This window comes from Nostoc sp. (genome assembly GCF_036917375.1).
In the GTDB taxonomy this organism is placed as follows: domain Bacteria; phylum Cyanobacteriota; class Cyanobacteriia; order Cyanobacteriales; family Nostocaceae; genus Nostoc.
In genome coordinates this window covers 152336-176804 of sequence record NZ_JBALDN010000056.1, presented here as the reverse complement: position 1 = coordinate 176804, position 24469 = coordinate 152336, and the positions used below count along the sequence as shown (strand labels likewise).

At 42.2% G+C, this 24469-nt stretch carries 24 protein-coding genes; 9 read left to right on the top strand and 15 right to left on the bottom strand.

All coding sequences use genetic code 11. The features are described 5' to 3' along the window. Positions 1-39 precede the first annotated feature (39 nt). The 3 genes from V7K45_RS15050 to V7K45_RS15040 all read right to left on the bottom strand — a co-directional run bounded on the left by V7K45_RS15050 (position 40) and on the right by V7K45_RS15040 (position 6384). Entirely contained in the window at positions 40-4773 is a 4734-nt protein-coding gene (locus V7K45_RS15050) for a beta strand repeat-containing protein (RefSeq protein ID WP_335004679.1), read from the bottom strand. A gap of 64 nt (positions 4774-4837) precedes the next feature. Continuing rightward, positions 4838-5941, bottom strand: coding sequence for a TIGR03032 family protein (locus V7K45_RS15045; RefSeq protein ID WP_335004677.1), 1104 nt, complete (start codon positions 5939-5941; stop codon positions 4838-4840). Between the two features lie 236 nt (positions 5942-6177). Continuing rightward, a complete protein-coding gene (locus tag V7K45_RS15040; protein WP_335004674.1) occupies positions 6178-6384 on the bottom strand; it encodes a hypothetical protein in 207 nt (68 codons plus the stop codon). 455 nt (positions 6385-6839) lie between these two features. On the opposite strand from V7K45_RS15040, the gene cysC reads away from it, so the two are divergent. After that, complete coding sequence (gene cysC, locus V7K45_RS15035) at positions 6840-7412, top strand: adenylyl-sulfate kinase (protein WP_335004745.1); 573 nt, start codon at positions 6840-6842, stop codon at positions 7410-7412. A gap of 31 nt (positions 7413-7443) precedes the next feature. On the opposite strand, the gene V7K45_RS15030 is transcribed toward cysC, so the two are convergent. Beyond that, the gene (locus tag V7K45_RS15030; protein ID WP_335004672.1) at positions 7444-9435 is read right to left on the bottom strand and encodes an ABC1 kinase family protein; all 1992 of its coding nucleotides are present in this window, start codon (positions 9433-9435) and stop codon (positions 7444-7446) included. A gap of 249 nt (positions 9436-9684) precedes the next feature. Between V7K45_RS15030 and recN the strand changes: the two genes are divergently transcribed. Then, on the top strand, positions 9685-11433 hold the full coding sequence (gene recN / locus V7K45_RS15025; protein ID WP_335004670.1) for a DNA repair protein RecN: 1749 nt from the start codon (positions 9685-9687) through the stop codon (positions 11431-11433). A 30-nt stretch (positions 11434-11463) separates the two neighbouring features. Here recN and V7K45_RS15020 read toward each other — a convergent pair whose 3' ends face one another. Continuing rightward, on the bottom strand, positions 11464-12138 hold the full coding sequence (locus V7K45_RS15020; RefSeq protein WP_335004668.1) for a hypothetical protein: 675 nt from the start codon (positions 12136-12138) through the stop codon (positions 11464-11466). A 694-nt stretch (positions 12139-12832) separates the two neighbouring features. Between V7K45_RS15020 and V7K45_RS15015 the strand changes: the two genes are divergently transcribed. Further along, positions 12833-13138, top strand: coding sequence for a hypothetical protein (locus tag V7K45_RS15015; RefSeq protein ID WP_335004666.1), 306 nt, complete (start codon positions 12833-12835; stop codon positions 13136-13138). Positions 13139-13363: 225 nt separating this feature from the next. Here V7K45_RS15015 and V7K45_RS15010 read toward each other — a convergent pair whose 3' ends face one another. Genes V7K45_RS15010 through V7K45_RS14995 form a run of 4 tightly spaced genes read right to left on the bottom strand, consistent with a single transcriptional unit; the run spans position 13364 to position 16753 of the window. Further along, the gene (locus V7K45_RS15010; RefSeq protein WP_335004664.1) at positions 13364-14632 is read right to left on the bottom strand and encodes an MFS transporter; all 1269 of its coding nucleotides are present in this window, start codon (positions 14630-14632) and stop codon (positions 13364-13366) included. Continuing rightward, positions 14598-15071 (bottom strand): MarR family winged helix-turn-helix transcriptional regulator, encoded by a 474-nt coding sequence (locus tag V7K45_RS15005; RefSeq protein WP_012410989.1) that lies wholly within the window; start codon positions 15069-15071, stop codon positions 14598-14600. The genes V7K45_RS15010 and V7K45_RS15005 overlap by 35 nt, the downstream gene beginning before the upstream one ends. A 19-nt stretch (positions 15072-15090) precedes the next feature. Continuing rightward, positions 15091-15945, bottom strand: a complete 855-nt coding sequence (locus V7K45_RS15000) for an ABC transporter permease (RefSeq protein WP_335004662.1) — start codon at positions 15943-15945, stop codon at positions 15091-15093. Beyond that, positions 15902-16753, bottom strand: coding sequence for an ABC transporter ATP-binding protein (locus V7K45_RS14995; RefSeq protein ID WP_335004660.1), 852 nt, complete (start codon positions 16751-16753; stop codon positions 15902-15904). The genes V7K45_RS15000 and V7K45_RS14995 overlap by 44 nt, the downstream gene beginning before the upstream one ends. Positions 16754-16961: 208 nt before the next feature. On the opposite strand from V7K45_RS14995, the gene V7K45_RS14990 reads away from it, so the two are divergent. Together V7K45_RS14990 and V7K45_RS14985 are read left to right on the top strand one after the other, a co-directional pair. Further along, the gene (locus V7K45_RS14990; RefSeq protein WP_334782024.1) at positions 16962-17150 is read left to right on the top strand and encodes a DUF6888 family protein; all 189 of its coding nucleotides are present in this window, start codon (positions 16962-16964) and stop codon (positions 17148-17150) included. Further along, positions 17137-17391: a DUF6887 family protein gene (locus V7K45_RS14985; protein ID WP_335004657.1), complete on the top strand. Its 255-nt coding sequence runs from the start codon at positions 17137-17139 to the stop codon at positions 17389-17391. The genes V7K45_RS14990 and V7K45_RS14985 overlap by 14 nt, the downstream gene beginning before the upstream one ends. A 39-nt stretch (positions 17392-17430) precedes the next feature. Here the strand turns inward: V7K45_RS14985 and V7K45_RS14980 are convergent, their stop codons facing one another. Continuing rightward, complete coding sequence (locus V7K45_RS14980; protein ID WP_335004655.1) at positions 17431-17664, bottom strand: DUF3368 domain-containing protein; 234 nt, start codon at positions 17662-17664, stop codon at positions 17431-17433. 253 nt (positions 17665-17917) lie between these two features. On the opposite strand from V7K45_RS14980, the gene V7K45_RS14975 reads away from it, so the two are divergent. Next, the gene (locus V7K45_RS14975; protein ID WP_335004652.1) at positions 17918-18127 is read left to right on the top strand and encodes a DUF4926 domain-containing protein; all 210 of its coding nucleotides are present in this window, start codon (positions 17918-17920) and stop codon (positions 18125-18127) included. Between the two features lie 88 nt (positions 18128-18215). On the opposite strand, the gene V7K45_RS14970 is transcribed toward V7K45_RS14975, so the two are convergent. Together V7K45_RS14970 and V7K45_RS14965 are read right to left on the bottom strand one after the other, a co-directional pair. Then, complete coding sequence (locus tag V7K45_RS14970; RefSeq protein WP_335004650.1) at positions 18216-18905, bottom strand: SAM-dependent methyltransferase; 690 nt, start codon at positions 18903-18905, stop codon at positions 18216-18218. A gap of 45 nt (positions 18906-18950) precedes the next feature. Then, the gene (locus tag V7K45_RS14965; protein ID WP_335004648.1) at positions 18951-19496 is read right to left on the bottom strand and encodes a protein-tyrosine phosphatase family protein; all 546 of its coding nucleotides are present in this window, start codon (positions 19494-19496) and stop codon (positions 18951-18953) included. A 558-nt stretch (positions 19497-20054) separates the two neighbouring features. Here V7K45_RS14965 and V7K45_RS14960 point away from each other — a divergent pair. Genes V7K45_RS14960 through V7K45_RS14950 form a run of 3 tightly spaced genes read left to right on the top strand, consistent with a single transcriptional unit; the run spans position 20055 to position 21151 of the window. Then, a complete protein-coding gene (locus V7K45_RS14960; RefSeq protein ID WP_094328129.1) occupies positions 20055-20264 on the top strand; it encodes a DUF2997 domain-containing protein in 210 nt (69 codons plus the stop codon). 39 nt (positions 20265-20303) lie between these two features. Beyond that, complete coding sequence (locus V7K45_RS14955) at positions 20304-20690, top strand: DUF1257 domain-containing protein (protein WP_322660747.1); 387 nt, start codon at positions 20304-20306, stop codon at positions 20688-20690. Then, positions 20690-21151: a ferredoxin gene (locus tag V7K45_RS14950; protein ID WP_335004645.1), complete on the top strand. Its 462-nt coding sequence runs from the start codon at positions 20690-20692 to the stop codon at positions 21149-21151. The genes V7K45_RS14955 and V7K45_RS14950 overlap by 1 nt, the downstream gene beginning before the upstream one ends. Positions 21152-21269: 118 nt before the next feature. Here V7K45_RS14950 and V7K45_RS14945 read toward each other — a convergent pair whose 3' ends face one another. From V7K45_RS14945 to V7K45_RS14935, 3 genes are all read right to left on the bottom strand, one after another. Beyond that, a complete protein-coding gene (locus tag V7K45_RS14945; protein WP_335004643.1) occupies positions 21270-21554 on the bottom strand; it encodes a YiaA/YiaB family inner membrane protein in 285 nt (94 codons plus the stop codon). A gap of 277 nt (positions 21555-21831) precedes the next feature. After that, positions 21832-23433: a DUF4335 domain-containing protein gene (locus tag V7K45_RS14940; RefSeq protein ID WP_335004641.1), complete on the bottom strand. Its 1602-nt coding sequence runs from the start codon at positions 23431-23433 to the stop codon at positions 21832-21834. A 249-nt stretch (positions 23434-23682) separates the two neighbouring features. Further along, complete coding sequence (locus V7K45_RS14935) at positions 23683-24288, bottom strand: DUF3038 domain-containing protein (RefSeq protein ID WP_322660741.1); 606 nt, start codon at positions 24286-24288, stop codon at positions 23683-23685. Positions 24289-24469 lie beyond the last annotated feature (181 nt).

The following is a 24469-nucleotide window of genomic DNA, read 5'->3' as shown; positions in this document are numbered from 1 at the left end:
ACTGGGTAATTTACTAATGCTAGCTATAGCTAGCTTTAGTTAAGCAATCACAGTAATATTTGCACTACTAAGCACTGCTTTATTTGAGAACAGGGCTATCTGAACTTTTGCAACGCTACCAATCCCATCTTTATCAAAGAATAGGTTCCCCGTAGTTTGATCGTAGATGAAGCGATCGCTTGCAGCTGTAGCGATCGTACCAAGTCGGAACAAGCCCGGATCGAGTGTCGTATCCTGAGATTGGCTCAGTCCAAATTCCGCCTTAGAAATGAAGATAGTATCATCTCCAACAGTAAAATCAGTAATGGTATCATAGCCTCCAGTGCGGGTATCAGTCAGATATAAGCTATCTTGTCCAGCTCCACCAGTCAGCGTATCTTTACCAATTCCACCAAAGAGGCTATCGTTTCCTACACCGCCTAATAAGCTGTCATTACCTGAACTACCAAAGAGGTTATCATTACCATCTCCTCCTGATAACGTATTAGCACCAGTATTTCCAATCAAGATGTTATTAAGGCCGTTACCAGTAGCAGTGATTGCCCCAGTTCCAATCAGGGTCAAATTCTCTAGGTTATCTCCCAAGACCCAATTTACCGAAGAGTTAACTAAATCTGTGCCTGCATTTAAGCCTTCAACAATAATATCGCTAACACTGTCTACGGTATAAGTGTCATTGCCGACTCCACCATTGAGACTATCAATTCCTGTACCTCCATCCAAGGTGTCATCGCCTGTACCACCCAACAAGGTATCATTGCCTGAGCTACCAAAAAGGCTATCGTTACCATCTCCTCCGGTCAAGGTGTTCGCAGCAGCATTTCCGACCAGGATGTTATCAAGGCTGTTACCAGTACCAATTGTCGCGCTTCCAGTCAGGGTCAAGTTCTCAAAGTTCTCTCCTAATACCCAATTCACAGCAGACTTGACTAAATCTGTGCCTAAATTTAAGCCTTCGGCAATAATAATATCGCCGAGATTATCTACGATGTAAATGTCATTGCCAACTCCACCATTGAGAGTATCAATTCCTACACCACCATCCAAAGTATCATCGCCTGCACCGCCTAACAAGCTGTCATTACCTGAACTACCAAAGAGGCTATCGTTACCATCTCCCCCGCTCAACTTATTAGCACCAGTATTTCCAATCAGGATGTTATTAAGGCTGTTACCAGTACCATCGATAGCTCCGGTTCCAGTCAGGGTCAAGTTTTCCACGTTATCTGCCAACACCCAACTCACCGAAGACTTAACTAAATCTATGCCTGCATTTAAGCCTTCAGTAATAGAATCGTTCAGGTTATCTACAGTATAAATGTCATTGCCTACTCCACCATCAAAACTGTCAGATCCTAAACCTCCATCCAAGGTGTCATTACCTGCACCACCCAATAATGTGTCATTGCCTGAGCTACCAAAGAGACTATCGTTACCATCTCCTCCGCTCAACTTATTAGCACCAGTATTTCCAAGCAGGATGTTATTAAGGCTGTTACCAGTACCATCGATAGCGTCGGTTCCAGTCAGGGTCAAGTTTTCCACGTTATCTGCTAACACAAAACTCACGGAAGACTTAACTAAATCAGTGCCTGCATTTAAACCTTCGACAATAATATCGCTGAGGTTGTCTACGGTGTAGATATCATTGCCGGCTCCACCAATGAGACTATCAGCTCCCAAACCTCCATCCAAGGTGTCATTACCTGCACCGCCTAACAAAGTGTCATTACCTGCATCACCCAATAAGGTGTCATTACCACCTTCTCCGCTCAAGATGTTCGCACCAGTATTTCCAATCAAGATGTTATTAAGGCTGTTACCAGTACCATTAATTGCGTCGGTTCCAGTCAGAGTCAAGTTTTCCAGATTATTTCCCAATACCCAACTCACCGAAGACTTGACTAAATCCGTACCTGCACTAGTAGATTCAATAATAGTGTCGCTAATGGTGTCCACAATATAAGTGTCATTGCCTTTACCACCAATGAGACTATCGTTACCTGTACCACCATCTAAGAAATCATTTCCATCGCCGCCATCAAGCGTGTCGTTATCACCTAGTCCGTTGAGCGTATCATTGCCTAGCAATCCTGAGATAATATCCATGATCGCTGTACCATTCAGGCTGTCTGCACCTGAAGTACCATTAATTAGGTTGTATTGATTAATGGTTAAGTTGACGGTAGCAGCACTACTGCCTCCGTGACCATCGCTTATAGTATAAGTAAAGCCGTCAGAGCCATAATAGTTTTCGGCAGGAGTATAAGTGTAAGTACCATCAGCGTTGTTAACTAAGCTTCCTTGGCTAGGTTGGGTAAAACCAGTAATGCTCAATACGTCATTGTCCGCATCTGTATCATTGCTCAACAAAGTCGTAGCATTAATGATGATAGGTGTGTTTTTGTTTGTGGTGATATTATCGTTAACAGCAACAGGCGCATCATTTACTGCCGTAATATTAATATTGCGGCTAACGGCAGTACTATTAGCCGTACCATCATTAACTACAAAGCTGACGGTGCGAGGTGTAAGACTGGGGTTATCACTGTTGTTGGTATAAGTAATAGAACGTAGTGCTGCTTGATAGTTAGCAACAGTGGAACTGCCAGTTAAGGTTAAAACACCTGTGGTGCTGTTGTAGCTGCCCGTAATCCCATTTTGGTTAGTAAAGGCGAGGATGTCTTGAGCAGAGACAAAACCACTGGTAATCCTGACGGTGGCACTAGCTAGGTTGGAGGAGTCTAAGTCGCTGACGGTGATACCTGAGTCAATGACTGTAGTGGCGTTTTCAGTGTATGCCAGGGCAGAGTTGGTTGCAGTAGCAACAGGTGCATCATTCACTGCCGTAATATTAATATTCCGGGTAACGGCAGTACTATTAGCAGCGCCATCATTAACTATAAAGCTGATGGTACGAGGTGTAGTATTGGGGTTATCACTGTTGTTGGTATAAGTAATAGAACGTAGTGCTGCTTGATAGTTAGCAACGGTGGAACTGCCAGTTAAGGTTAAAACACCTGTGGTGCTGTTGTAGCTGCCCGTAATTCCATTTTGGTTAGTGAAGGCGAGGATGTCTTCAGCAGAGGCGAAACCACTGGTAATGCTGACGGTGGCACTAGCTAGGTTGGAGGAGTCTAAGTCGCTGACGGTGATGCCTGAGTCAATGACTGTAGTGGCCTTCTCGGTGTATGCCAGGGCAGAGTTGGTGGCAGTAGCAACAGGTGCATCATTCACTGCGGTAATATTAATATTCCGGGTAACGGCAGTACTATTAGCAGTCCCATCATTAACTATAAAGCTGATGGTACGAGGTGTAGTACTGGGGTTATCACTGTTGTTGGTATAAGTAATAGAACGTAGTGCTGCTTGATAGTTAGCAACAGTGGAACTGCCAGTTAAGGTTAAAACACCTGTGGTGCTGTTGTAGCTGCCCGTAATCCCATTTTGGTTAGTGAAGGCGAGGATGTCTTGAGCAGAGACAAAACCACTGGTAATCCTGACGATGGCACTAGCCAGGTTAGGGGAGTCTGTGTCGCTGACGGTGATGCCTGAGTCAATGGCTGTGGTGGCGTTTTCAGTGTATGTTAGGGCAGAGGCAGAACTAGGGGTGATTGTCGGGGGAGCCCCACTGTTGTTGTTTAGTTGGGCATATATCCCATAACCAGACTTGTCCTGGCCATCACTTTGCCAAGAAATTACAAAGTCCCCCCCTGCATCCATCGCTACTGTAGGGTTTTTTTGAGTGTTGGTGATGTAGGTATTGACCTGAAATTCGCCCCCAACAGCCACCCCAGCACTGTTGTAGCGTTGGGCATATATCCCACTGCTAGACCCGTCCTGACCATCGTCATTGCTAGTCCAGGAAATGACAAAGTTCCCTGTGGCATCTATTGCTACTGTGGGGTTAGATTGATTGCCGTTGGTATTGAAATTGACTTGGAATTCGTTTCCTTGAGCCACCCCAGCACTGCTGTAGCGTTGGGCATATATCCCACTGCTAGAGCCGTCCTGACCATCGCTTTGCCAGGAAATAACAAAGTCCCCTGCTGCATCCATCGCTACTGTAGGGTTAGATTGACTGCTGGTGGTGTAGGTATTGACCTGAAATTCCCCCCCAACTGCCCCAGAACTGTTGTAGCGTTGGGCATATATCCCATAGCCATCCCCCCCATCCTGATAATAGCTTTGCCAGGAAATAACAAAGTCTCCTGCTGCATCCATCGCTATTGTGGGGTTATTTTGATAGCCACTGGTGTAGGTATTGACCTGAAATTCGCCTCCAACAGCCACCCCAGCACTGTTGTAACGTTGGGCATATATCCCATAACCAGACCCGTCCTGACCATCGCTTTGCCAGGAAATAACAAAGTCCCCCGCTCCATCCATCGCTACTGTGGGGTTAATTCGCTTATTGTTAGTGGAGGCATTGACCTGAAATTCGCCCCCAATAGCTGTCCCAGAACTGTTGTAGCGTTGGGCATATATGCCAGAGCCAGACGCGTCTTGGCTTTGCCAGGAAATAACAAAGTCCCCAGTGGCATCGATCGCTACTGTAGAGTTAGATTGATTGCCGTTGATATTGGAATTGACTCGGAATTCGTTTCCTTGAGCCTCCCCAGTCTTGTTGTACCGTTGGGCATATATCTCATCGCCAAACCCATCTTGACCATTGCTAGTCCAAGAAATGATGAAGTCCCCATCAGCATCCATTGCGACTGCGGGATTAATTTGATTATTGTTGGTGTAAGTATTGACTTTGAATTCATTCATGAAAAAACCTCTGAAAAAACTAAAAATTTGATTTCAACAATTACGGCCTGATTAAACAGATTTCTTAGTCATTAGGAATCACTGCACTCGGTCGCAGCCAATAATTCAACTCTGGTGCAGTAAATGCTTGGCGGATTTCTTTTCGTTCCTGATTCAAAACCATCGGACGCTGTACACCAGCAAGAAACTGTACATCATAAAGTTCTTGACAGCCTGCGGTGAACTTCAGCATTCCCACCTGTTGCCCATTTCGTAAATCCACAACTGCCACGCCACAGAGCAACTTCTCAAACCTTTGGGTTATGGGCAACCCTCCGAAAATATGCCGTTCCCGAATCTGGCATAGTCCGACTAGAGCGTAATACCCGACGCAGCACAACCCCCGCAGAAATCCAGGTAGTACACAAACTACTTGTTGGTCTCCTGATTCTGGATGAATGCGCCATATTTCCCCTGCACCAGAGTTGAGTAACCACAAAAACCCGTCATGCCAAATCGGGGAATGGGGCATTGATAATCCATTTACAATAATTTCACTGCTCTCTACTTCCACTAAGACTCCACCGTTGGCTTTACCCGGACGCCATCCCCCAACGGTATCTGTCGCACCGAGGGCAGTCACATACTTGGGTTTGCCATCCACCATCGCTAATCCATTCAGGTGACATCGGTCTTCTGGCACTACTTCAGAAATAAATTTCGGATGCCAGCGCGGTACAAAGCTAAAGTCTGGACTCAAAGCAGAAAGACACGAAAAGCGGGTGTTGACAATCCACAGCCCTTCTCTGCCAAATTCCAGGTCGTGAATATTAAGGTCGCCTGTAAAATATGTCATCCGTGGCAGATAAAGGGCATCGTAGCGTCCAGGCTGGTCTTCTAAAAACTCATAAGCTAAGGCGGGGGCATTTGCTAATAAACAGACTTCGTGATGGGTAGCCAGTGCCAGTCGTGAACCATTCACTGCCAATCCCATTGGTTTAGAAAATTGGCGTAACAGCATGGTTATCTGTTCCCCATTCCAGCCTACTAGTGCCAGTTTTCCAGCTTGGTAGGTGGTGATGGCAATTGAACCTCCGGCTTGACTTAGCCAGGAAATAAATCCCCCATCAGCATCACATTGAATTAAGTTATTCTCTTCTGGCGCAGTAGTAGGAAAAGTGGACAACATAAATCAGTTGAAATAAATTTCAAATTTTGTTGAGGAACTTTAGACTTAGTTAAATACAAAATATACTCAGTGGCTCCAGCCCTTAAAATTGAGCTGTAAATCACCAACTACGAACCCCGAAAATTGCTGGCACAAAGCACTAGTACAGCATGGCGTAAATCCAGGTATCACATCAATAAGTAGACAAGTTGCTCTGAGCAACTGATTAAAGGTGAACAAATTTATGCCAGAGTGTACTAGTGATTGATGCCATTAGTTTTGATGAGTTGTGAAAGTTTGTAGTCAGGGCTAAAACCCTTGAAATTGACTAATAAATCGTTCACTACGAAACTTTCAGAATTGATGACATAGACAACTAAGTGTGCCATCATTGTCAATAAACAAGCTTGTACCAGAAACAGTACCTGAAGGAATCGACCCCAGAAAATAGGTCGTGCCGCCATAAAGCTGCACTGGATCTAACTTTGCGGATATTTTGAACTTAGTTTTTTATAATGTCCTAGCGGTAAATATTGTTTGGTAATCTACTGTTATAATAAAGACTTTTCTATTTAAAAATAAACTGTATATATACTGAATGTAAAAATTAGTTAAAACTTCAATAATTTAAAAACTCGATCGGCAAGTTTTGTTACTATAACGGCAAATTGCGTTGTTAAAGTAGAGAAAATGCGTAGATGTAGCCCGTCGTATACATTGCCATTCTTCGTATTAAATATTTAGCCGAAATACGTATAACTATGCGATTTTTCACTTGAAATCAGTAGAGGTAAAAGTAGCAAGGTTGACATAAAGTGCCTTGCAATTGCTGAAATTCCTGCTACAAAAGGATTATAAAAATAAAATTACTATTTGACCCACAATTACATAAAAAAGCTTTTTTAGTGTGCCATTTAAAATTTACGACGAAAGTAGGATGAGACAACAAGAGTGTGGTGTGACAGTATGGTTCACTGGTCTGAGTGGTGCTGGTAAAACTACTATCTGTCAATTTGTGGAGAAGGAACTGCGGATACAGGGATACAGAGTTGAAGTTCTAGACGGTGATGCGGTGCGTCAAAACCTATGCAAAGGATTGGGTTTCAGTAAAGAGGATCGAGAGGAGAATATTCGGCGCATTGGTTTTGTAGCTCAACTTCTTGCCAGAAATAATGTCATTGTATTGGTTTCGGCTATTTCACCATACCGCGAGATTCGGGAAGAAGTGCGCCAAATGACTCCATTTTTCATTGAAGTTTATGTCAACGCATCATTGGCAGTTTGTGAACAGCGAGACGTAAAAGGGTTATATAAAAAAGCAAGAGCAGGAGAAATTAAGCACTTTACTGGTATTGACGATCCTTATGAAATACCACTCTGTCCTGAAGTCGAATGCAAAACTAACCAGGAAAGCGTTGCTCAAAGTGCAACTAAGGTTTTAGAAAAGCTAGAAGAGTTGGGTTATATAGTTGCTAGAATGAATGATTTATGAGTTAAATAAAGTTTTTAACTCATAACTTTTACTAAGATGCCAATAATTGCCGAATTAACCTGGCCACAGCTTTCTGCGTGAAGCGGTTGGCAATTTGTTGACCTAAACGTTGTACATCTGAATTTACCAATAACTGAGCAATTTGGGATGTAATTTGCACTGGGTCAAAGCCTCTTGTTTCTCGGAGAATACCTAATATACGTTTGATATGCTCCAAGGTTTGTTGTTGCTCAACTGTAGCTGCTGGAGTTTTATTAACTGCTGTCAATCCTACCCGTTCTCGTAACAAGGAGGTAAAGTTATGCAAAACATTTTTACCTAAAGCATCGAGTCCGTTAACAGATTCATCTACTAGCTTGTCACGAATAAAAGCACCGCGTTCAGATGACAGAAATTCTATCCCCTGATTTAGCACTAAATTAAAGTCGTAGTCTTGACTATTACGCGCATTTTTTAACAAGTTTTCTAAGCGATTCCAGCGAAATCTGCCATCTTTAAATAGCAAATCTTGCAATGATGCTCTTAATTGCGGTGCTGGATCTGTTAACAGGCGTTTAGAAACGTAGGGATAAGCTTCGCTGAGAACTTTAAAGTTTGGATCTATATATATCGCAATACCTTCAAGCGTCACAAGGGAACGAATAATTAAGGCGTAGTAGGGCGGTACGCGGAAAGGATACTCATACATCAAAGCTGATAGTTCATCGGTAATGCTTTTAATGTTGAGTTCGGCAACGCTGGCTCCTTGGGCATCAGCAAAAACTCTGGCAAAAGCTGGGATAATTGGTGTTAAATCGGTTTCTGGTGATAAGAAATCTAACTTCACGTAGTCTTTTGCTAATCCTTCAAAGTCGCGGTTGACTACGTGGACGATCGCTTCGATCAAACCATAACGCTGTGGTGGCTTAATCTCGCTCATCATCCCAAAGTCGAGATAAGCTAACTTACCATCGGTTGTCGCTAACAAATTACCAGGATGGGGATCTGCATGGAAAAATCCATGTTCTAGCAGCTGGCGCAAGGAACACTGCACACCCACTTCAATGAGATAACGAGCATCTATCCCTTGGGCGCTAATTTCTTCTGTCTGGGTTAATTTAGTGCCGTTAATCCACTCCATCGTCAAGACGCGGCGATTGGTGTATTCCCAGTAAATTTTCGGTACGTATACGTCTTTTATATGACCGTATAACTCAAAAAATCGCTCCGCATTTTCACCTTCATGGATGTAATCCATCTCTTCAAAAATGCGATCGCCTAATTCATCGAGAATCCCAACTAAGTCACTTCTTACCTTTTTAACCTTTTTCTGCACCCAAGCCGCGAGGTTACGCAAGATATACAAGTCAATGGTGATCCCCTCTCTTAAGTCGGGGCGTTGAACTTTAACAGCAACTTCTTCACCAGTTTTTAGCTTGCCTTTATACACTTGCCCCAATGAAGCCGCAGCAATTGGCTGGGCTGAGAGTTCGGCATAAACCTCTTCTGGAGGTGCGCCTAATTCTTCTTTGATAAACTGGTAAGCAATTTCGTTGGGAAAAGGCGGTAATTGGTCTTGTAGTTTAGTTAATTCTTCTAGGTATACGGGAGGAACTAGATCGGGTCTGGTGGATAAAGCTTGTCCAATTTTGATGTAAGCTGGGCCTAATTGGGTCAGCAATACTCGTAGCTGAGTGGCTCGGCGGCGGTCATTTTTGACGACAATTCCCCGTTTACTATCCGACCACAATCCAAAAACAAAGGATAGAGTTGGCCCCAACACGGCAAAAATCCGCCGTAAAACTTGTACTTTTCTATTTTGGTAATGCGCCGCTATGCCCACGGGATCGTAAAGCGTCTCAGGCTGGGATGCTATTCTCACCTTTTGGGCTGCTAAAAGTCTTGGCGAGCGTACAACTAAGCTTGGTGTAGCATCTTCTGGCACTACATCAATAACGTCCGGTTCGTCGCCTCGGCGATTGGTGCCGTTGCGACTGTCCTCCTGAATCGGTTGGGAACTAGGGGGAAGTGTCTTAACAATCATGAAGAAGGCCACCAGTCAGAACGATCACATTAAGTATTGTAACAATATGTTTAGAAATTGGGAATTGGAAATGGAGCATTGGTTATTTCTTCCTCATCTTCTCCTGCTCCCTCGTACTAATAGGTCTGCTACACTTAAACGGGCATACTAGTTCAATAGTAGTAGGTATTGCTAGTTGCTGAAAGATCGTACTTATTGTCTTGTAAGTTAGAAGTATCTGGCATCTGCCCTCATGGAGAATTTGGCTTGATGTTGCTTTGCCTGCGAATTGAAAACTTTGCCCTCATTGACCAACTGGAATTAGAATTTGGCGCGGGACTAAATGTGTTAACAGGTGAAACCGGCGCTGGAAAATCGATTATCTTGGATGCCATTGATGCCGCTTTGGGCGGTAAAGTCTCTAGTCGAGTCATTCGCACGGGGACAAGTCGGGCGATGGTAGAAGCTACTTTCACCTCAAACGCTCCCCTAGCAGCTTGGTTGACTGAACAAGAAATAGATTTACTTGATGAAAATTCTGTAGTCATTAGCCGAGAAATCACAGCCACTGCGAGTAATGTCCGTAGTCGATCGCGGGTGAATGGTGTGTTGGTGAATCGGCAGATCATGGCAGGAATGCGCGATCGCTTGGTGGAAATTACCGCCCAAGGTCAAACTGTGCAAGTGGGACAATCTGCCCAAGTCCGGGACTGGTTAGATTTGTATGGCGGCGACTCCTTGATGCAGCAGCGTCATAAAGTCGCCACGAGCTTTAGTAATTACCAACAGGCGCATTTAGCACTAGAAAAACGCCGAACATCAGAACGGGAACGGTTGCAACAACTAGACTTGCTCACTTATCAAGTGCAAGAATTGGGAGCAGCCAATATCAGCGAACCTAATGAATTGGAACAGTTGGGACAAGAACGAGAACGCCTGAATCATGTCGTCGATTTGCAACAGATGAGTTACAAGGTTTATCAAGCTTTGTATCAAAACGATCATGAAACTCCCGCCGCAGGTGATTTATTGGGAGACAGTGAGGCGATATTAAATGACATGGTGGAATACGATACCCAACTACAACCCCTATTAGAATTGGTACGGGACGCGCAAGCTGCCGTAATGGAAGTGGGAAGGCAGATTAATGCTTATGGGGATGGATTGGAAGCAGATCCGCACCGATTGGAAGAGGTAGAAGAACGAATTCAGGAGTTAAAGCAAATTTGCCGCAAGTATGGGCCGACACTTACAGAAGCGATCGCTTACTACCAACGTATCCAAGCAGAATTAGCCCAACTTAACGACAGCGAACAATCTATCGAAAAGTTAGAACAGCAAGAAAAGGCTTGTTTTGAGAAACTTACCCAAGCAAGTAATCAGTTAACTCAATTGCGGAGTAAGGCGGCGGCCAATTTAGAATCACGTTTGATAGCTGAACTCAAGCCCCTAGCGATGGAAAAGGTGAAATTTCTGGTTGAAATATTACCAGCTTTCCCAACTGCGATGGGAGCAGATAAAATTACCTTTATGTTTAGTTCCAACCCTGGAGAACCACTGCAACCTTTAACAGAGGTTGCCTCTGGCGGGGAAATGAGCCGCTTTTTACTGGCGCTGAAAGCTTGTTTTTCTCAGGTTGATGTGGCTGGGACAATGGTTTTTGATGAAATTGATGTCGGGGTTTCGGGAAGAGTCGCCCAAGCGATCGCGGAAAAATTATATCAGCTAAGTCAACGCAACCAGGTGTTATGTGTTACCCATCAACCTTTAGTTGCGGCAATGGCCGATCGGCATTTTCGTGTAGATAAGCAAACTATTAATCAAGGCAAAGGTAAAAAAGCTAACAATGATAATGCCGAACAGCGTACTGTTGTTAGAGTTACTACCTTGGATAACTTAAACACCCGTCGGGAAGAACTAGCGCAATTGGCTGGTGGTAAATCTGCAACTGATGCGATCGCTTTTGCAGAATCTCTATTATTACAAGCTGCTAACCACCGTCGCGCGAAGCATACTTAACCAAATAATTACGAATTACGAATTACAAATTTAGGCTGCCAATTCTGAAAGACGTAAACCAGCAATATTCTCACAGGAAAAAGTCTCTTTACCCATACATCGCCGACAGATTAGCTCTATAATTTGACCTGCCCGGTTACGGAAAAACCATTGGCACAAGGAATCATCTTCTTGAGGAGTTAGAGACAGAGGAATAAAGCCTTTCTTCTGCCATACTTCTGCTGCTGTATAGATATCATCAACAAGAATGGCAACGTGATGGACAGTATTAAAACCTTGCTCCTGGAATAAGCTAGCAATCTGTTCATTTGGGGCGTTAGGCGCAAGGAGTACCAAAATCATTCCTGACGGCATTAAGGCTGAGAGAAAGTACATACTTGCATCTTCGGGCAATAGGTTTTGCTCAGGACAAAAATCATCAGGCCATTTTCCTGGGCCTTCAGTGATTTTGGCATCATAGTTAATCAGAGATTTAGCATAATCTGTAAGAGTTTCTGAATCAGGAAACAATAGTACATAGTGATCTACGATCACTCGTTCACCAAATAAATGTATACAAAAAGATGAGCTTAAAAATTCTGGAGTCTTGTACCCATCTTTATACAATAGCAATCCATCATTTTCTACAAAAGGCGACTCCTTATTCATTGAAGTTTCAGCTAAGTTAAAACCTTTTCTAGGATCTAATGAAAGGTTATTGTTCATAATACTTACCTATAAAAACAATTTATAATATTTATTCAAAAAACAGGGTTTATGTTTATATCTACTATTATACTCAAATGCTTTGAGCTAATCTCAAACACCCGCAAGGCAATTATAGTAACTAAGAATACTAACTGTCTCTAAACTTGCGTCGAATAATTCTTAACTTATCTCTTCTTTTTATTCCCGATGAAAGGTACTACGTAGCTTGTCTCTTTGTATTCTTCTGAGCAAGACGCTGTACTTAGCAGGCAAGGAACAGCTTTGTTGCCCTTCCACTCTAGGTAACTTTCCAAGTATACGAGCAATCTGTTCTTTGAAATTTTCAAATACAGCATTATACTCTTTCTATTCATGAAGCCCATTTGTCAAGTCCAATCTATACAAATTTAAATGAGTTTACCCTGCAAATTTAAATACAAAAAGCATCTAAAAATTTGACATAAGCATCTAAAGATTTTTCATTGTATAGATCGGTGATTTTTTATATATTTTTTAGGTAAATAGCATTAATTATTAGATTAGTGTTTTTTAAAGTTAGTAAATTTCATAAAAACACTCTGTAGCTTAGTCCAAAAAGCTCAAAATTAGCAATTTAAAAAACGAATAAAAAAGCTATATATGAAGCTTAATTATGCTTTTTGATATTTATTAATGAAGCAAAATTTATGTCCTAATAGGAGAATTAACTCTAATGGCATCTGATTCAAATTCTGTTTTTGGTAATACCGTTAATAGTGGTGGTCAGGCTAGCAACCCCAGCGATCCTTTCGCATCTGGAGGCGCTTTTGGCATCCCAACGGCTGACAGCTTCGATTTTGATAAGTATGGAATTCCAAAAGAAGGCAGCTTTAGTTTAGGTAGCTCTAGCATCCCAACGGCTGATAGCTTCGACCCTTCTAAGTATGGTATTCCAACGGCTGATAGCTTCAATCCTTCTCAGTATGGTATTCCAAGCGGAGGCAGTATACCAAGTTTTGGTGGTGGCCCAACTGCTTAGTGGCAATTATATAACTTGAAGGGCAAATTCAAGTTATACATAATTTCAAAAGTCTGGGTTGATCTATCTTTTAATTACGTGATGTGCAACTTTCACTAAACAAAAATCCCATCCTAGCAAGAGATAACAATTATAATTTTGTAGCTTTTGCATAGGGTGGGGTTTTTATTATCTATGGAAGACTTAGTAGATATAACTCCATCATCTAATACTGCCATTTTAAATTTATTTATACTCTTGCAAAGCTCCTAACTTACGAATTCCTGGCCAAATCATAGCTGTAGCAATCACTACTAAAATTGTGCCAATTCCACCACCCACAACGGAAATCATTGGGCCAAATAAAGCCGCAGTCAAGCCTGATTCAAAGCCCCCTAATTCATTCGAGGCACTAATAAACACGCTATTAATAGCAGCAACTCGACCACGCAAATGATCTGGTGTTCTGATTTGAACTAATGTGTGGCGAATCACAACGCTAATACTATCTAGTGCGCCACCAAGGATCAGCATCAACATAGACAGCCAAAAGGAACGAGAAAGTCCAAAAATAATTGTTACAACCCCAAAGCCAACTACTGACCACAATAAGGCTGGGCCTGCTTTACGTAATGGTGGTAAATACGCCAGGGTAATGGCCATAGTCAAAGCACCGATGGAGTGAGCTGCTTGGAGATATCCCAACTCCACTGGCCCCACGTGTAAAATATCTTTGGCAAAAATCGGGAGAAGCGCGATCGCACCACCCAACAATACTGCAAACATATCTAATGTAATCGCGGCTAAAATCAACTGATTCTGCCAAACAAATTGAGCACCGGCTGCAAGTGCTTTAAATGAAATTGGCTCGGTTGCGCGAGTGACTTTTTGCTGTTTGATCGCCAGCGTTAAAATAAAACACAGTAAAGCCGCGATCGCTGCTACTACATAAACTCCTGTAGCACTTCCTAACAGCGCAATTCCAAATCCCCCCAAGGCTGGGCCAATAACTGCGGCTAACTGAAAGCTACTACTATTCCAAGTAGCTGCATTGGTAAAAGCACTGACAGGTATTAATTGCCACATTAGAGCATCACTGGCAGGTTTAAGAAATGCCCTCGCTACACCCGTTAATACCAAACAGGCGTAAATTAGAAAAATTGCACCCTGAGTATAGGAAAGTACCCCTAAAGCTAGGGAGCAGAGGGCTAGCAACATTACCGAGAGTAACATGGTCACTTTGCGATCGCGGCGATCGGCAACATCTCCGGCAATTAAGGTGAGAATAATCATCGGTAGGACTTGCGCCAGTCCTACACCACCTAAAGCGATCGCTGAGTTAGTTCGCTCATAGAGTTCCCAGCCAATCGCTACAGTTTGCATTTGCGACCCCACGAACAGCACCAGCCGTCCAATGGTAAATAGCCGATAGTCTCGAAACTTAAAGGCTGCAAAGGGATCGTGTTGTGCAACCTCAAAGTTATGGGGCTTTGAGTTCTGTTTTCTCGAAGACATTTTTTAGTAGAGTTAAGCCTTCTTCAATGTTGGAAATTTGGTCTTCTGAAAGACCTTTTAGCAAGTCGGTAATATGAGCGCGAGTTTGATCTTGGGATTGCTTGAGATGATGTTTTCCATCTTCAGTTAAATTGAGCAGCACCCGCCGCCGCTCTTGAGGATGAGCAATCCGTTTCACGAAGTCGCGTTGTACCAAGCGTTCTATGGTTGCTGATGCCGTGGCAGAGGTGACACCTAAATGCTCTGCTAAGTCAGATAATGAAGCACCAGGATTACGGTTGATAAATGCTAGCGATCGCAATTGAGGTATAGATAAAAAAGCGGCACTATGGGCACGCATATCCGCTCGGATAAACCGCATCACTAATGGAACTGTTTCCATTACTCTAGCGGCACATTCTTCGGAAGTTGCACCTTGATTAGGTTTATCCAAGGTCATGGGCTTGTTGTTCTCCTAGTTACATAGCCACCCGTGGATAAAGTTTTCCACCAAGGATGGCCAAAATTATTAATGTGAATAAGAGAATTGTACAATCCAGACCAAAGCCATAGATGCTAGTGCCGTTTAACAGCATGGTGCTACGTAACCCGTCAACCAGATAAGTCAACGGATTTAAATGAGAAATGAACTTTAACCAACTGGGCATCAAAGAAATTGGATAGATGGCATTGCTCGCAAAAAATAACGGCATGGTTAACAATTGTCCGATACCCGTCATCCTTTCTCGGCTTTTCACCAAACAGCCAATAATTAATGAAAAAATACAAAATGTTCCCGCCCCTATTATGACTAGCAGCAGTACTTGGAGAATAGCTAGGGGATAAAGATTTAGTTTGACACCTAATAAAAATGCTAATCCGTAAATGAATATTACCTGAGATAAGCACCTCACCCCACACGCCAGGGCTTTGCCCAACACCATCGCCACGCGAGGCGTAGGACTAGCTAAAAATTTATGGACAATCCCTAAATCTCGCTCCCAGATTAGCGTCATTCCACCACTAAAAATTGCCACAAACAGAATACTCTGAGCCAAGATGCCAGCAGAAATGAAGTCTAAATAGGGTAAGTTCCCTGTAGGAATCGCGCGAGTTCGGGTGAAAACTTGCCCAAAAATTAGTAGCCATAATGCTGGTTGCACAGCTCGAACTATTAAATCAGTGGGATCGTGGCGGAGTTTACGTATTTCTAATTCTGCGATCGCCAGGGTTTTCGTAACTAGCTCTTTAATTGCAGAGATCGAATTTACTCGGACAGTGGGTGGTGCTTTAACCCAACCGTTGAGCAGTACGTCTGGTTCTTGCTGTGTCACGGTAGTTGACTCCTGATGTTAACTGGTCGCCTGTATAGTGAATAAAGACATCATCCAAAGTTGCATTTGGGTTATCTAAAGAAGCTTTTAAGTCGCTTGGTGAACCTGTGGTAACGACTTCACCTTGTTGCATAATCGCCACTCGGTTACATAAGCTATCTGCTTCTTCTAAAAAGTGGGTTGTTAAAAATATAGTTGTGCCGTAATCAGCACAGAGTTGTAGTACAAGTTGCCATACCTGAGTTCGAGCGATGGGATCTAGTCCAACAGTCGGCTCATCAAGAAACAAGATTTGGGGTTGATGTAAAACTGATATGCCGATTTCCAGTTTGCGGATCATCCCACCAGAGTAGTTTCGTACCAAGCGTTTCGCCGCATCTTGCAAACCCATGTATTCTAGAATTTCATAGATGCGGCGATCGCGTCCTTTGGCAGGTATTCCATACAACTTGGCGAAGATTAAGAGATTTTCGTAACCAGTGAGGCTACCATCAGCAGAGAGTGCCTGGGGTACATAGCCGATAGCCCGTCTCACTGGATTAGATTGACGAGCCACGTCATAGCCAGCTAAGGTTGCTTTCCCTGCACTGATAGGCAGTAAGGTTGTCAACATCTTAAGAACTGTACTTTTTCCTGCTCCATTGGGGCCAAGCAGCCCAAATATTTCGCCTTGTTCCACAGATATGCTCAGGTTATTAACTGCGGTGAACTTACCAAAACGGCGTGTGAGTCCCTGAGTTTCCAAAATCAACGGTTTTGGTTCGCTAGCAGGTTGCGATCGATTTATTTTGCCCGTCAGTATTGTCACAAGTTTGATGCACTTCTATTAATTAGTAAATCTAACTATTAGCTTCTCAATAGATTTGCCAGAAGTCAATAGACGAATGGCATAAATTTGAATCAGAGTAAAAAGACACTCAGTAGAGTGGCGGCGAGGTTATCGATGGGTGAAGTTTTACTGAAAAATTAAGCGCAAAGACTTGCTAAGATAGCCAATAGGTGAGGAAATGTTCAGAATGCCTACTGCTGCCCAGCTAGAGAGTCTATACCGCATCGCCTATCAACTGACCTATGTTATGCTTCAGCCCATACATCTAGTTTGCGTTGATAATCGTACTCGCAATGTGTATTTATTAGCTGGTTATAGCGAAGAACTGGAGTTTCAAATTCTACCCAACGGGGAGTTTGCTGATGAGCCGCGTTAACTATGATGCAATGTCTAATGCCGAGTTGAGAGAGTATTTTCTCAAACATCGTAAAGATGAAGCTGCATTTCAGGCGTACTTAAACAGAATTAACCAACGTCCACTTAGAATTATTGCATCTCTCAACGACCCTGATTTTGATGAAAAAGTTCAGGTCGCTATTCGTCAAAAGTTAGAAGCTGCAAGAAATGGTAGCAACCAGCCGTTTAACACAGCATTGGAGCCGAAAGACCAAGATTGATCTGTGAAATTGATTTGCGTTATTGTGGAGTATCAAAAATTAATTTTCATCAACAAGCTGCAAAACCCTCTTGTATAAAGGTTCCGCCACCCAGAATCCTGCTTGGTTAATCAAAGCATCTAACAAAGGTTTCACAGCAGAAATCAGCCTTTGACTTTTAGATTCAACCAAGATCCCTAACATTCCTGTGTAACCAAGATTTAGCCTAGCTGCAATCATGCGACCACGACGTTCATCAATCAAATCTATTACTCTCGTTAAATAAAAATTCATAACCCTTGATTTTTAAGGCTTTGATAAATTTACGAGTAGGTTGGGTTGAGGGACGAAACCCAACACGAAAAATCCTTGGTTTTGTTGGGTTTCACTTTGTTCAACCCAACCTACATTTTTTCTTTCATCAGAGTCATAAAAGAGCGATATGTTGTTGTAGGATGCTGAAGATGATGGCTGGCTTGATGGATCTGATTGGGACGGTGGAGATTTCAGGGGTTCCTTGCCTCCACGAAAGCGATAGCGATGAAGTATGAATAAAATTAGAATTGGCTTGCTAGATGTAGTAGCGCTGACAGTTGATCTGCCTGAATACAACCTGTACCGTGGTCAAGTTGGCACAGTAGTAGGATTATTAGCTGGTGGTGCTGCATTTGAGGTTGAATTTAGCGATCGCTCTGGCCGCACTTATGAATCTGTCGGTTTATGCCCAGAGCAAATTAGTTTAAAAAGCGATATCTAATTTAGGTTACGCCTACGCATATTAGATATATACCTAAAAGCGCGATCGCATTAAAAATTATTGAAAAACTGAGCGCGATGAATACGAATTATATAAAATCTCTGGTTATCTTCAACATTTTATTTCCACCAGGCTGTAGTTCGTATTCAACCTTTTCAATATCTATTTTGTAACCTTTTAAAGTGTAATATTTGACAATTTCATCTAAATGCTGTGAATGTTTCCACATTAAAGTTATGAGGGGGAATATTCGGACTTCTTTAGCAATACGCAACATCTCACCTACAGAATCTAGGTGAAAATCGTAATCGAGATGGTCTGAATATAAAAACAGTAAATGTGAACAAAGCGCTATGTCAAATTCTTGATTATTAAATGCCAATTTTGGCAATTTACCGATTGTGTATCTGTTGCTTTTTTTGCCAGCGTCATAATCATATAGAAATTCTTGAATAACTTTCACCCTATTATGTCGCAAATCATCTGGTGATTTATGATAGCTCCATACCCAATCATTCGTTGTAGCCTTGACTTGATTAATAATATTATCTACTACTTCATTAAATCTTTGCAATATTTCATCACTGGAGAATTGGTATAGTGGATCAACAGAAACTACACTTTTACCCTGACGTGTCATTTCTGCATTGAAGCTTGCTGGCCCATCCCCAATCCCAATGATTCTTTTATTTAAATCAGCATTTGTTAAATTGAATATTTTTATATATTCATCCATTGACCTCCCAAAAGGAACTACTTTATCTAGAACCATTGCCATATAATTTCCCTCGCAAATGACTGATTAAACAAGATAATAGTAAACTCAAAATGTTTTATCTACTGCTAGACGGCAATCATTCAGAAGCACGTTAAGTTCTTTTAAAACTGTCAAGGGATTTCTACCTATAAATACAGCAGCGATCGCAGCTTCATAAGGATTTCTACCTGTTCCTTTGACAGCATTTATTGCAGCCTGATTTGATAATCCTCGGACACTAACTAGCCATGCCGCTAACACATGTCCAGTACGTCCAATTCCACCAGAACAGTGTACAACAACTTTCTCTTTTTGTTTATCAGCTTCTATTAAGAAAGGAAGTATTTTCTGTGTGAGGGTTTCTAAATCAGATAAATGGAAATCTGCAATTGGTGCCCAGCAAACTAGCTGATTCCCAAATTCTTGTTTGTATATGTTTAGAAGATTAGAGTAAAAACCTAGCTGTTGTTCATCAAGAAGACAGCAAACACGCTTGATATCTTGGCGCTTCATGAACTCTATCCAATCCTGAACATTCTTGTCAGTGTATCCAGGCCGCGCAGCACCAAAGACTATTTGCTCTTTCTCGCAAGCTGGGGCAAACTTGTACATATTTGAGTCAAGGTTGGTAAATCTCACCAATAGCAGAAAATAGCGATGGCTGCGCCAACGCTTTCAGCGATCGCAGTTTAAAAATCTCTCTATAGCCGATGCCAGCTAGAGTAACTATATCAAAGACCTAATACAATACCTACGTATACCCTATTATCTTGCTTTAGACTGATACTGTACTGCATCCAACCTACCTGGAAAAAAATAAGATAGGTTGAATGGTAAGAATAAAGTTTTTCAATAAATTTTATATTTTTGTGAATTGTCTTGCTGCTTATACTACCTCTAATGCTTATTTTTAGGACTTTTGCAGCTTACTTAGCTAGCTCCAGTAGTTACCTTGACGAATCAAAGAGGTTAAGAGAAACTAACTAAATACTGATGTATGTGCTTATAATACTAATAAGTTTTGTAAAGATTCTGAGATATATATGTTGAAACATGGAACATTAGTTAACAAATGGCGAGTTTGTATCTAAATATGTTCCTACGGCTATATTTTTAGCCTTCTGCTAAGGCAGTACAATTTAAGCGTACTTATCCTGGTTGGCCAAAAGAATGGAGACATTAGAGTTCATAATCTATCCAGACGGTCGGGTACAAGAGAAAGTCACTGGCATTGTGGGTAATTCTTGCGCTGAAGTTACAGCAGCAATAGAGGCGCAGCTGGGGCAAGTACTTAATCATGAGCCAACCTCAGAATATTTCGCCGCCAAGGTGCAGCAATCTAATGTGGCGAATACACACACCACTTACAGCGATTGGTAAGTTTTCACAGTAGTTTAGTGTTATTAATTCACAACCACCATGTCACACTTTAGCCAAATTAAGACTCAAATCCGTAACCTTGATTCTTTGAAAGATGCTTTGACTGAATTGGGCGTAGACTGGAAACCCGGCCCACGCGAAGTCCGTGGCTATCGCGGTCAAACCCATCCTGCTGAAGTTAGTATTGAGCAGGAAAATGGCTATGACATCGGTTTTAGATGGAATGGCAAAGAATATGAATTGGTGGCTGACTTGCAATATTGGCAGCAAGATTTGTCTGTAGATGGATTTTTGCGCCAAGTAACACAGCGCTATGCTTATCAAACAGTTCTGAAAGAAACCGCTCGTGTTGGTTTTCAAGTTTCTGAACAACAAAAAAATGAAGATGGTTCAATTCGCCTGGTAGTACAGCGCTGGAGTGCGTAATGGCTGATTTTCTGCCGTCGCCGGAAGAACAAGAAGATAACCGTTCCGGTTTGGAACCAGAACTAGGGGGTTTTTTACGGGATGCCCCAGAACGTTCTGGTTTAGAACCGGAATTGGGTGGTATGTTGCGCCAAAATGGTGTTTATGTTGACGAAATCACCTGTATTGGCTGTAAGCATTGCGCTCATGTTGCGCGTAATACCTTTTATATTGAACCAGATTACGGGCGATCGCGCGTAGTTCGGCAAGATGGGGATGCTGAGGAAATTATTCAAGAAGCAATTGACACTTGTCCCGTTGATTGCATTCATTGGGTTGATTACACTGAACTGAAAAAATTAGAAGACGAGCGCAAATATCAGGTAATTCCTTTAGTGGGTTATCCTGTAGAACAGGCAGTTGCTGCTAGCGAACGTCGGCGTAAAAAGCAAAAGTTAAAAACCAAAAAATCCCGTTATTAAGATAAAAACGTTAAATTAATATAATAAAGGACTGGTATATCCAGTCCTTTTGTTTTCGTTATGTAGTTAATTTCTAATGTAAGGATAATTTTGAATTCCCTGTAAGAGCTAACTCTCTTCATTTAAAATTTAGAGGATCGTGTTGTGAAAGCAATTTTTCTACTTTTGCCTCGTCTAACCTAGCCGTTAATCTTCTAGTTTCGTGCAAGTCTCTAGTAGTTTTTGCCAAAGTAAAAGTTGAGCCAACAGAGAAAGCCATACCCATACCTATAAAGCCTTTCACCCAGCCATTTACAGGTAAGTTTACAATACCGAAGCTGGTCATAGAAATAGAAATCACAAAAGCTGCCCAAGTTTGAATAACCCAAGCTGCACTATCTTTTTGGGTACCAATTGTTTGCATATTTTCTACCTTTGATATGAGTTATTAATACCAATTATTAATTCCTAATTAAGAAGCGTAAGATTTAATCTGGGTTTCCAGACTTGTATCTATAGTTTATTTTTGGAGAATTGGTATTAACAGTAATTATATTTCTTGGTAGGTTTACTGATAATTAATAGTAAGACCAGTTTCGTAACTGGACTTCAAAAGGTAAGCTTAAGAGCAATTGGAGTAAGTAGAAACTGGCACAAGATTTGTACCAGTTTTACAAGTGGCATTAAAAAGATGAGTTTAGTTATTCATCTGGAAAAGTTTGTACCTTGCCATCAGGACTGAGAACAACTCGAATTCTGACATTTTGTCCATTTTTATTAGCGGAAACAAAAGGTTTGCCAACTTCAGGCATCCCAGCGTTATCAACGAATTCTCTTGCTGCCTTATTAAGGGGGAAAATTCGTTCAATTGTGCCGTCAACACCAACTATCAAACTGTACTCTAATGTTTGTCCCAGTCCAGTAGGTGGTTGCCAACGCTTCGTTAGGTATTGTCTAGCTTCTGCTACTTGAGGTGTGTCAAATAATGTGCCAGTAGCTACTTCTCTGGATGTGGGGTTTTTACCTGCGTCCCCTAATTGATCGATAAATGGATTATTAGCAGCAGTTCTAGAAGAGGGAAGTTGTGAAGTAGGTTTCTCTCCAGCAGAAGATTGCTGTAAGGAACTGATTGTTTCGTCTAGTTGTTGTGAGGTTAGTGGGGAGGGTTGGGTTGGGGTATTGACACGATTCTTATTGGGTATGGTGTCAAGAGATGGAGGGAGGACTGGTGAAATATTAGTTGGTAAGCTATTGGCGTTAGAAGATAGTCTGGGTGGCAAATTCCGCAGTTGAGGGATAGCACCGGGTTGGGAACTTGACCCAGTTTGATTCTGTGCCAGATTTGGTAATATGGCAATTTCCTGGCCTGGGATTTTGCTGGATGGTGCGATCGCTCGATTACTAGGAAGGGTTGCAGTCCTCCCTTGAGGTATTGTCAATGTATTTGGTGGCGGTGCAGAGAAACTACTAGAACTAGGGGCTGTTAGAGGTGCTTGGGGTAAAGTGGATGTGGAAAGTGGAGGGGTGGAACCTAGCAAATTATTTGATGGAGGGGTTAGCCCAGGTTCAGGGGTGGGAAAGTTTAGTGAGGATGAAGGTTCTAGAGCAGCCTTTACTGCTTCTGAATTTGATGTTTTGGCTGTCTGCTGTTGCTTTTCTCTAATATTGTTAGCATATTGCCAAGTAACTGGTAAAAAACCTACACCTAATACTAATACTGCGGCAACAGGCGCCCAAGCAGGAAACCTCAGAGTCGAACCTGTGCTGTTGAGAGTTGGAAGTGCCATGACATCAGTTGAGTATTCATCTAAAGCACTTGCCAAATCGAATAGTTGCAGCAAACTGAGTTGAATTACGGGGCCAGATGAATAGTTGGCCAGAGAACCAAGAAATAGATTATGAGTTAAATAGCTGCTTGGTTCTAAGTGGATATTTGCCCCTGGAATCTGGTTACTAAAAGCATTTAATGTTTTTGTTGAAGACTTTAATTCCGGATCGTCCAGTGCTGTGCTTGACTCTTGGGTACTGGAGAAACTGACCCAAAAGCTTTCTGGAGATTGTTGGAGGAATTGCTGTACATAGTTGGTGACAGCATCACATAAAGCTTCGAGTTGCTCGCGATCGCCCCGAATTGGAACTCTTTGTTCTTCTGGTAGTCGGGGATCGTCAAAACGTAGCTCAAAGCTCAGATGTTTGAGGACAGTTTTCCCCATCCAACGGGACAGAGGTGAGCTTTGCGCGAATACTTCTAGCGTGCAAGTCGGTGGTGTATAGCAACGAATAACTGAATTTGATAGAGGCATGACAGGAACTACGAAGAAGACTATATTGGGATTTTGCAAAAATTGAGCCAGTTGCTTGCAAAGAAAAGTTGGAACGGTGGATTCTTCCACTCAGAAATTTGTCAGGTTCCTTCTGTTATGCAAACTGGCGTGCAAGGAGGAAGCATTGTTGATAGTGCATCGCTCAAGAACTAATGACCATCAAAAAGGAATCCTTACCTAGCAAACTTTTGAAAACGAATTTTGGTTGAGGAATTTCAAATCTAAAATTTAAAATTTTGTTGAACGGTCTATAAGTGCTAGCCAAAGACGGCGATGCCCACCAGGAGCGCTGTAAAAAAGTAAATCTACAAGCAGTTTTAGAGCCAGGTTAGTTAGTAAATCCGTTGAGATTTGCTCGTCCTCTTCCATCCGCTCTTGGTAGGTGTTGCAAAAAGCATCAATATAGTCTCCAAGTAAAGCAGCCTGGTGAGGTTCCCGGTTATTTTCTGCCATTTGTTCTAACAGACCAACAGCGCGGCGAATCAATTCCTGATGCTGTTTGGCTAGGTAGCAGACGATCAAAACAAGCGATCGCGCTTCTTCGACATCTAGCTTTTTTCGCCCTCCTTGACCTTTGCGTAGAGGATTTGATTGGCGCAATCGCCATAAAGCTACGCGGTCTGGCACTCTTGACTCTAAATTCAGATCGGTTGCCGCCGAAAGCATTGCCTCTGAACCAATCCCAGTTAAGGTTTCTAGCGCTAACAGCACCAAGTCTAATTGGGTTTTGATATTGTCCCATTGAACTGTGTTTGGGGCTGGAAGCTTGATTAAATCCTCCCACTGGGAATTTGGAGTGGCTGAGTTGGCGGCCGAGTGCATAACTTTTAGCATAGGTGATCGAGCTGATAGGGGATGTTGCTGTTACCCATTTTGAAACCAGACTCTTAAGAATCAAGCTTGGTTTCCCATAGATAGCTATGAGCCAGAGGCTTCAGCTAGCTTTTTTATCTGGTAAACAGTAGGTATCTTTGTCTTACTCTAGATGAAAATTTATTTTCGACAAAGTAAAAAA

Excerpts from the sequence above, each read along its gene's own strand:
- V7K45_RS15020 (WP_335004668.1), bottom strand. The coding sequence starts at position 12,138 with ATGAACAATAACCTTTCATTAGATCCTAGAAAAGGTTTTAACTTAGCT.
- V7K45_RS15045 (WP_335004677.1), bottom strand. The coding sequence starts at position 5,941 with ATGTTGTCCACTTTTCCTACTACTGCGCCAGAAGAGAATAACTTAATT.
- V7K45_RS14980 (WP_335004655.1), bottom strand. The coding sequence starts at position 17,664 with ATGAATTTTTATTTAACGAGAGTAATAGATTTGATTGATGAACGTCGT.
- V7K45_RS15005 (WP_012410989.1), bottom strand. The coding sequence starts at position 15,071 with ATGACCTTGGATAAACCTAATCAAGGTGCAACTTCCGAAGAATGTGCC.
- V7K45_RS14960 (WP_094328129.1), top strand. The coding sequence starts at position 20,055 with ATGGAGACATTAGAGTTCATAATCTATCCAGACGGTCGGGTACAAGAG.
- V7K45_RS14990 (WP_334782024.1), top strand. The coding sequence starts at position 16,962 with ATGCCTACTGCTGCCCAGCTAGAGAGTCTATACCGCATCGCCTATCAA.
- V7K45_RS15050 (WP_335004679.1), bottom strand. The coding sequence starts at position 4,773 with ATGAATGAATTCAAAGTCAATACTTACACCAACAATAATCAAATTAAT.
- V7K45_RS15030 (WP_335004672.1), bottom strand. The coding sequence starts at position 9,435 with ATGATTGTTAAGACACTTCCCCCTAGTTCCCAACCGATTCAGGAGGAC.
- V7K45_RS14985 (WP_335004657.1), top strand. The coding sequence starts at position 17,137 with ATGAGCCGCGTTAACTATGATGCAATGTCTAATGCCGAGTTGAGAGAG.
- V7K45_RS14970 (WP_335004650.1), bottom strand. The coding sequence starts at position 18,905 with ATGGCAATGGTTCTAGATAAAGTAGTTCCTTTTGGGAGGTCAATGGAT.
- V7K45_RS15040 (WP_335004674.1), bottom strand. The coding sequence starts at position 6,384 with ATGGCGGCACGACCTATTTTCTGGGGTCGATTCCTTCAGGTACTGTTT.
- V7K45_RS14935 (WP_322660741.1), bottom strand. The coding sequence starts at position 24,288 with ATGCTAAAAGTTATGCACTCGGCCGCCAACTCAGCCACTCCAAATTCC.
- V7K45_RS15015 (WP_335004666.1), top strand. The coding sequence starts at position 12,833 with ATGGCATCTGATTCAAATTCTGTTTTTGGTAATACCGTTAATAGTGGT.
- V7K45_RS14975 (WP_335004652.1), top strand. The coding sequence starts at position 17,918 with ATGAATAAAATTAGAATTGGCTTGCTAGATGTAGTAGCGCTGACAGTT.
- V7K45_RS15010 (WP_335004664.1), bottom strand. The coding sequence starts at position 14,632 with ATGTCTTCGAGAAAACAGAACTCAAAGCCCCATAACTTTGAGGTTGCA.
- V7K45_RS14945 (WP_335004643.1), bottom strand. The coding sequence starts at position 21,554 with ATGCAAACAATTGGTACCCAAAAAGATAGTGCAGCTTGGGTTATTCAA.
- V7K45_RS14965 (WP_335004648.1), bottom strand. The coding sequence starts at position 19,496 with ATGTACAAGTTTGCCCCAGCTTGCGAGAAAGAGCAAATAGTCTTTGGT.
- recN (WP_335004670.1), top strand. The coding sequence starts at position 9,685 with ATGTTGCTTTGCCTGCGAATTGAAAACTTTGCCCTCATTGACCAACTG.
- V7K45_RS14940 (WP_335004641.1), bottom strand. The coding sequence starts at position 23,433 with ATGCCTCTATCAAATTCAGTTATTCGTTGCTATACACCACCGACTTGC.
- V7K45_RS14955 (WP_322660747.1), top strand. The coding sequence starts at position 20,304 with ATGTCACACTTTAGCCAAATTAAGACTCAAATCCGTAACCTTGATTCT.
- V7K45_RS14950 (WP_335004645.1), top strand. The coding sequence starts at position 20,690 with ATGGCTGATTTTCTGCCGTCGCCGGAAGAACAAGAAGATAACCGTTCC.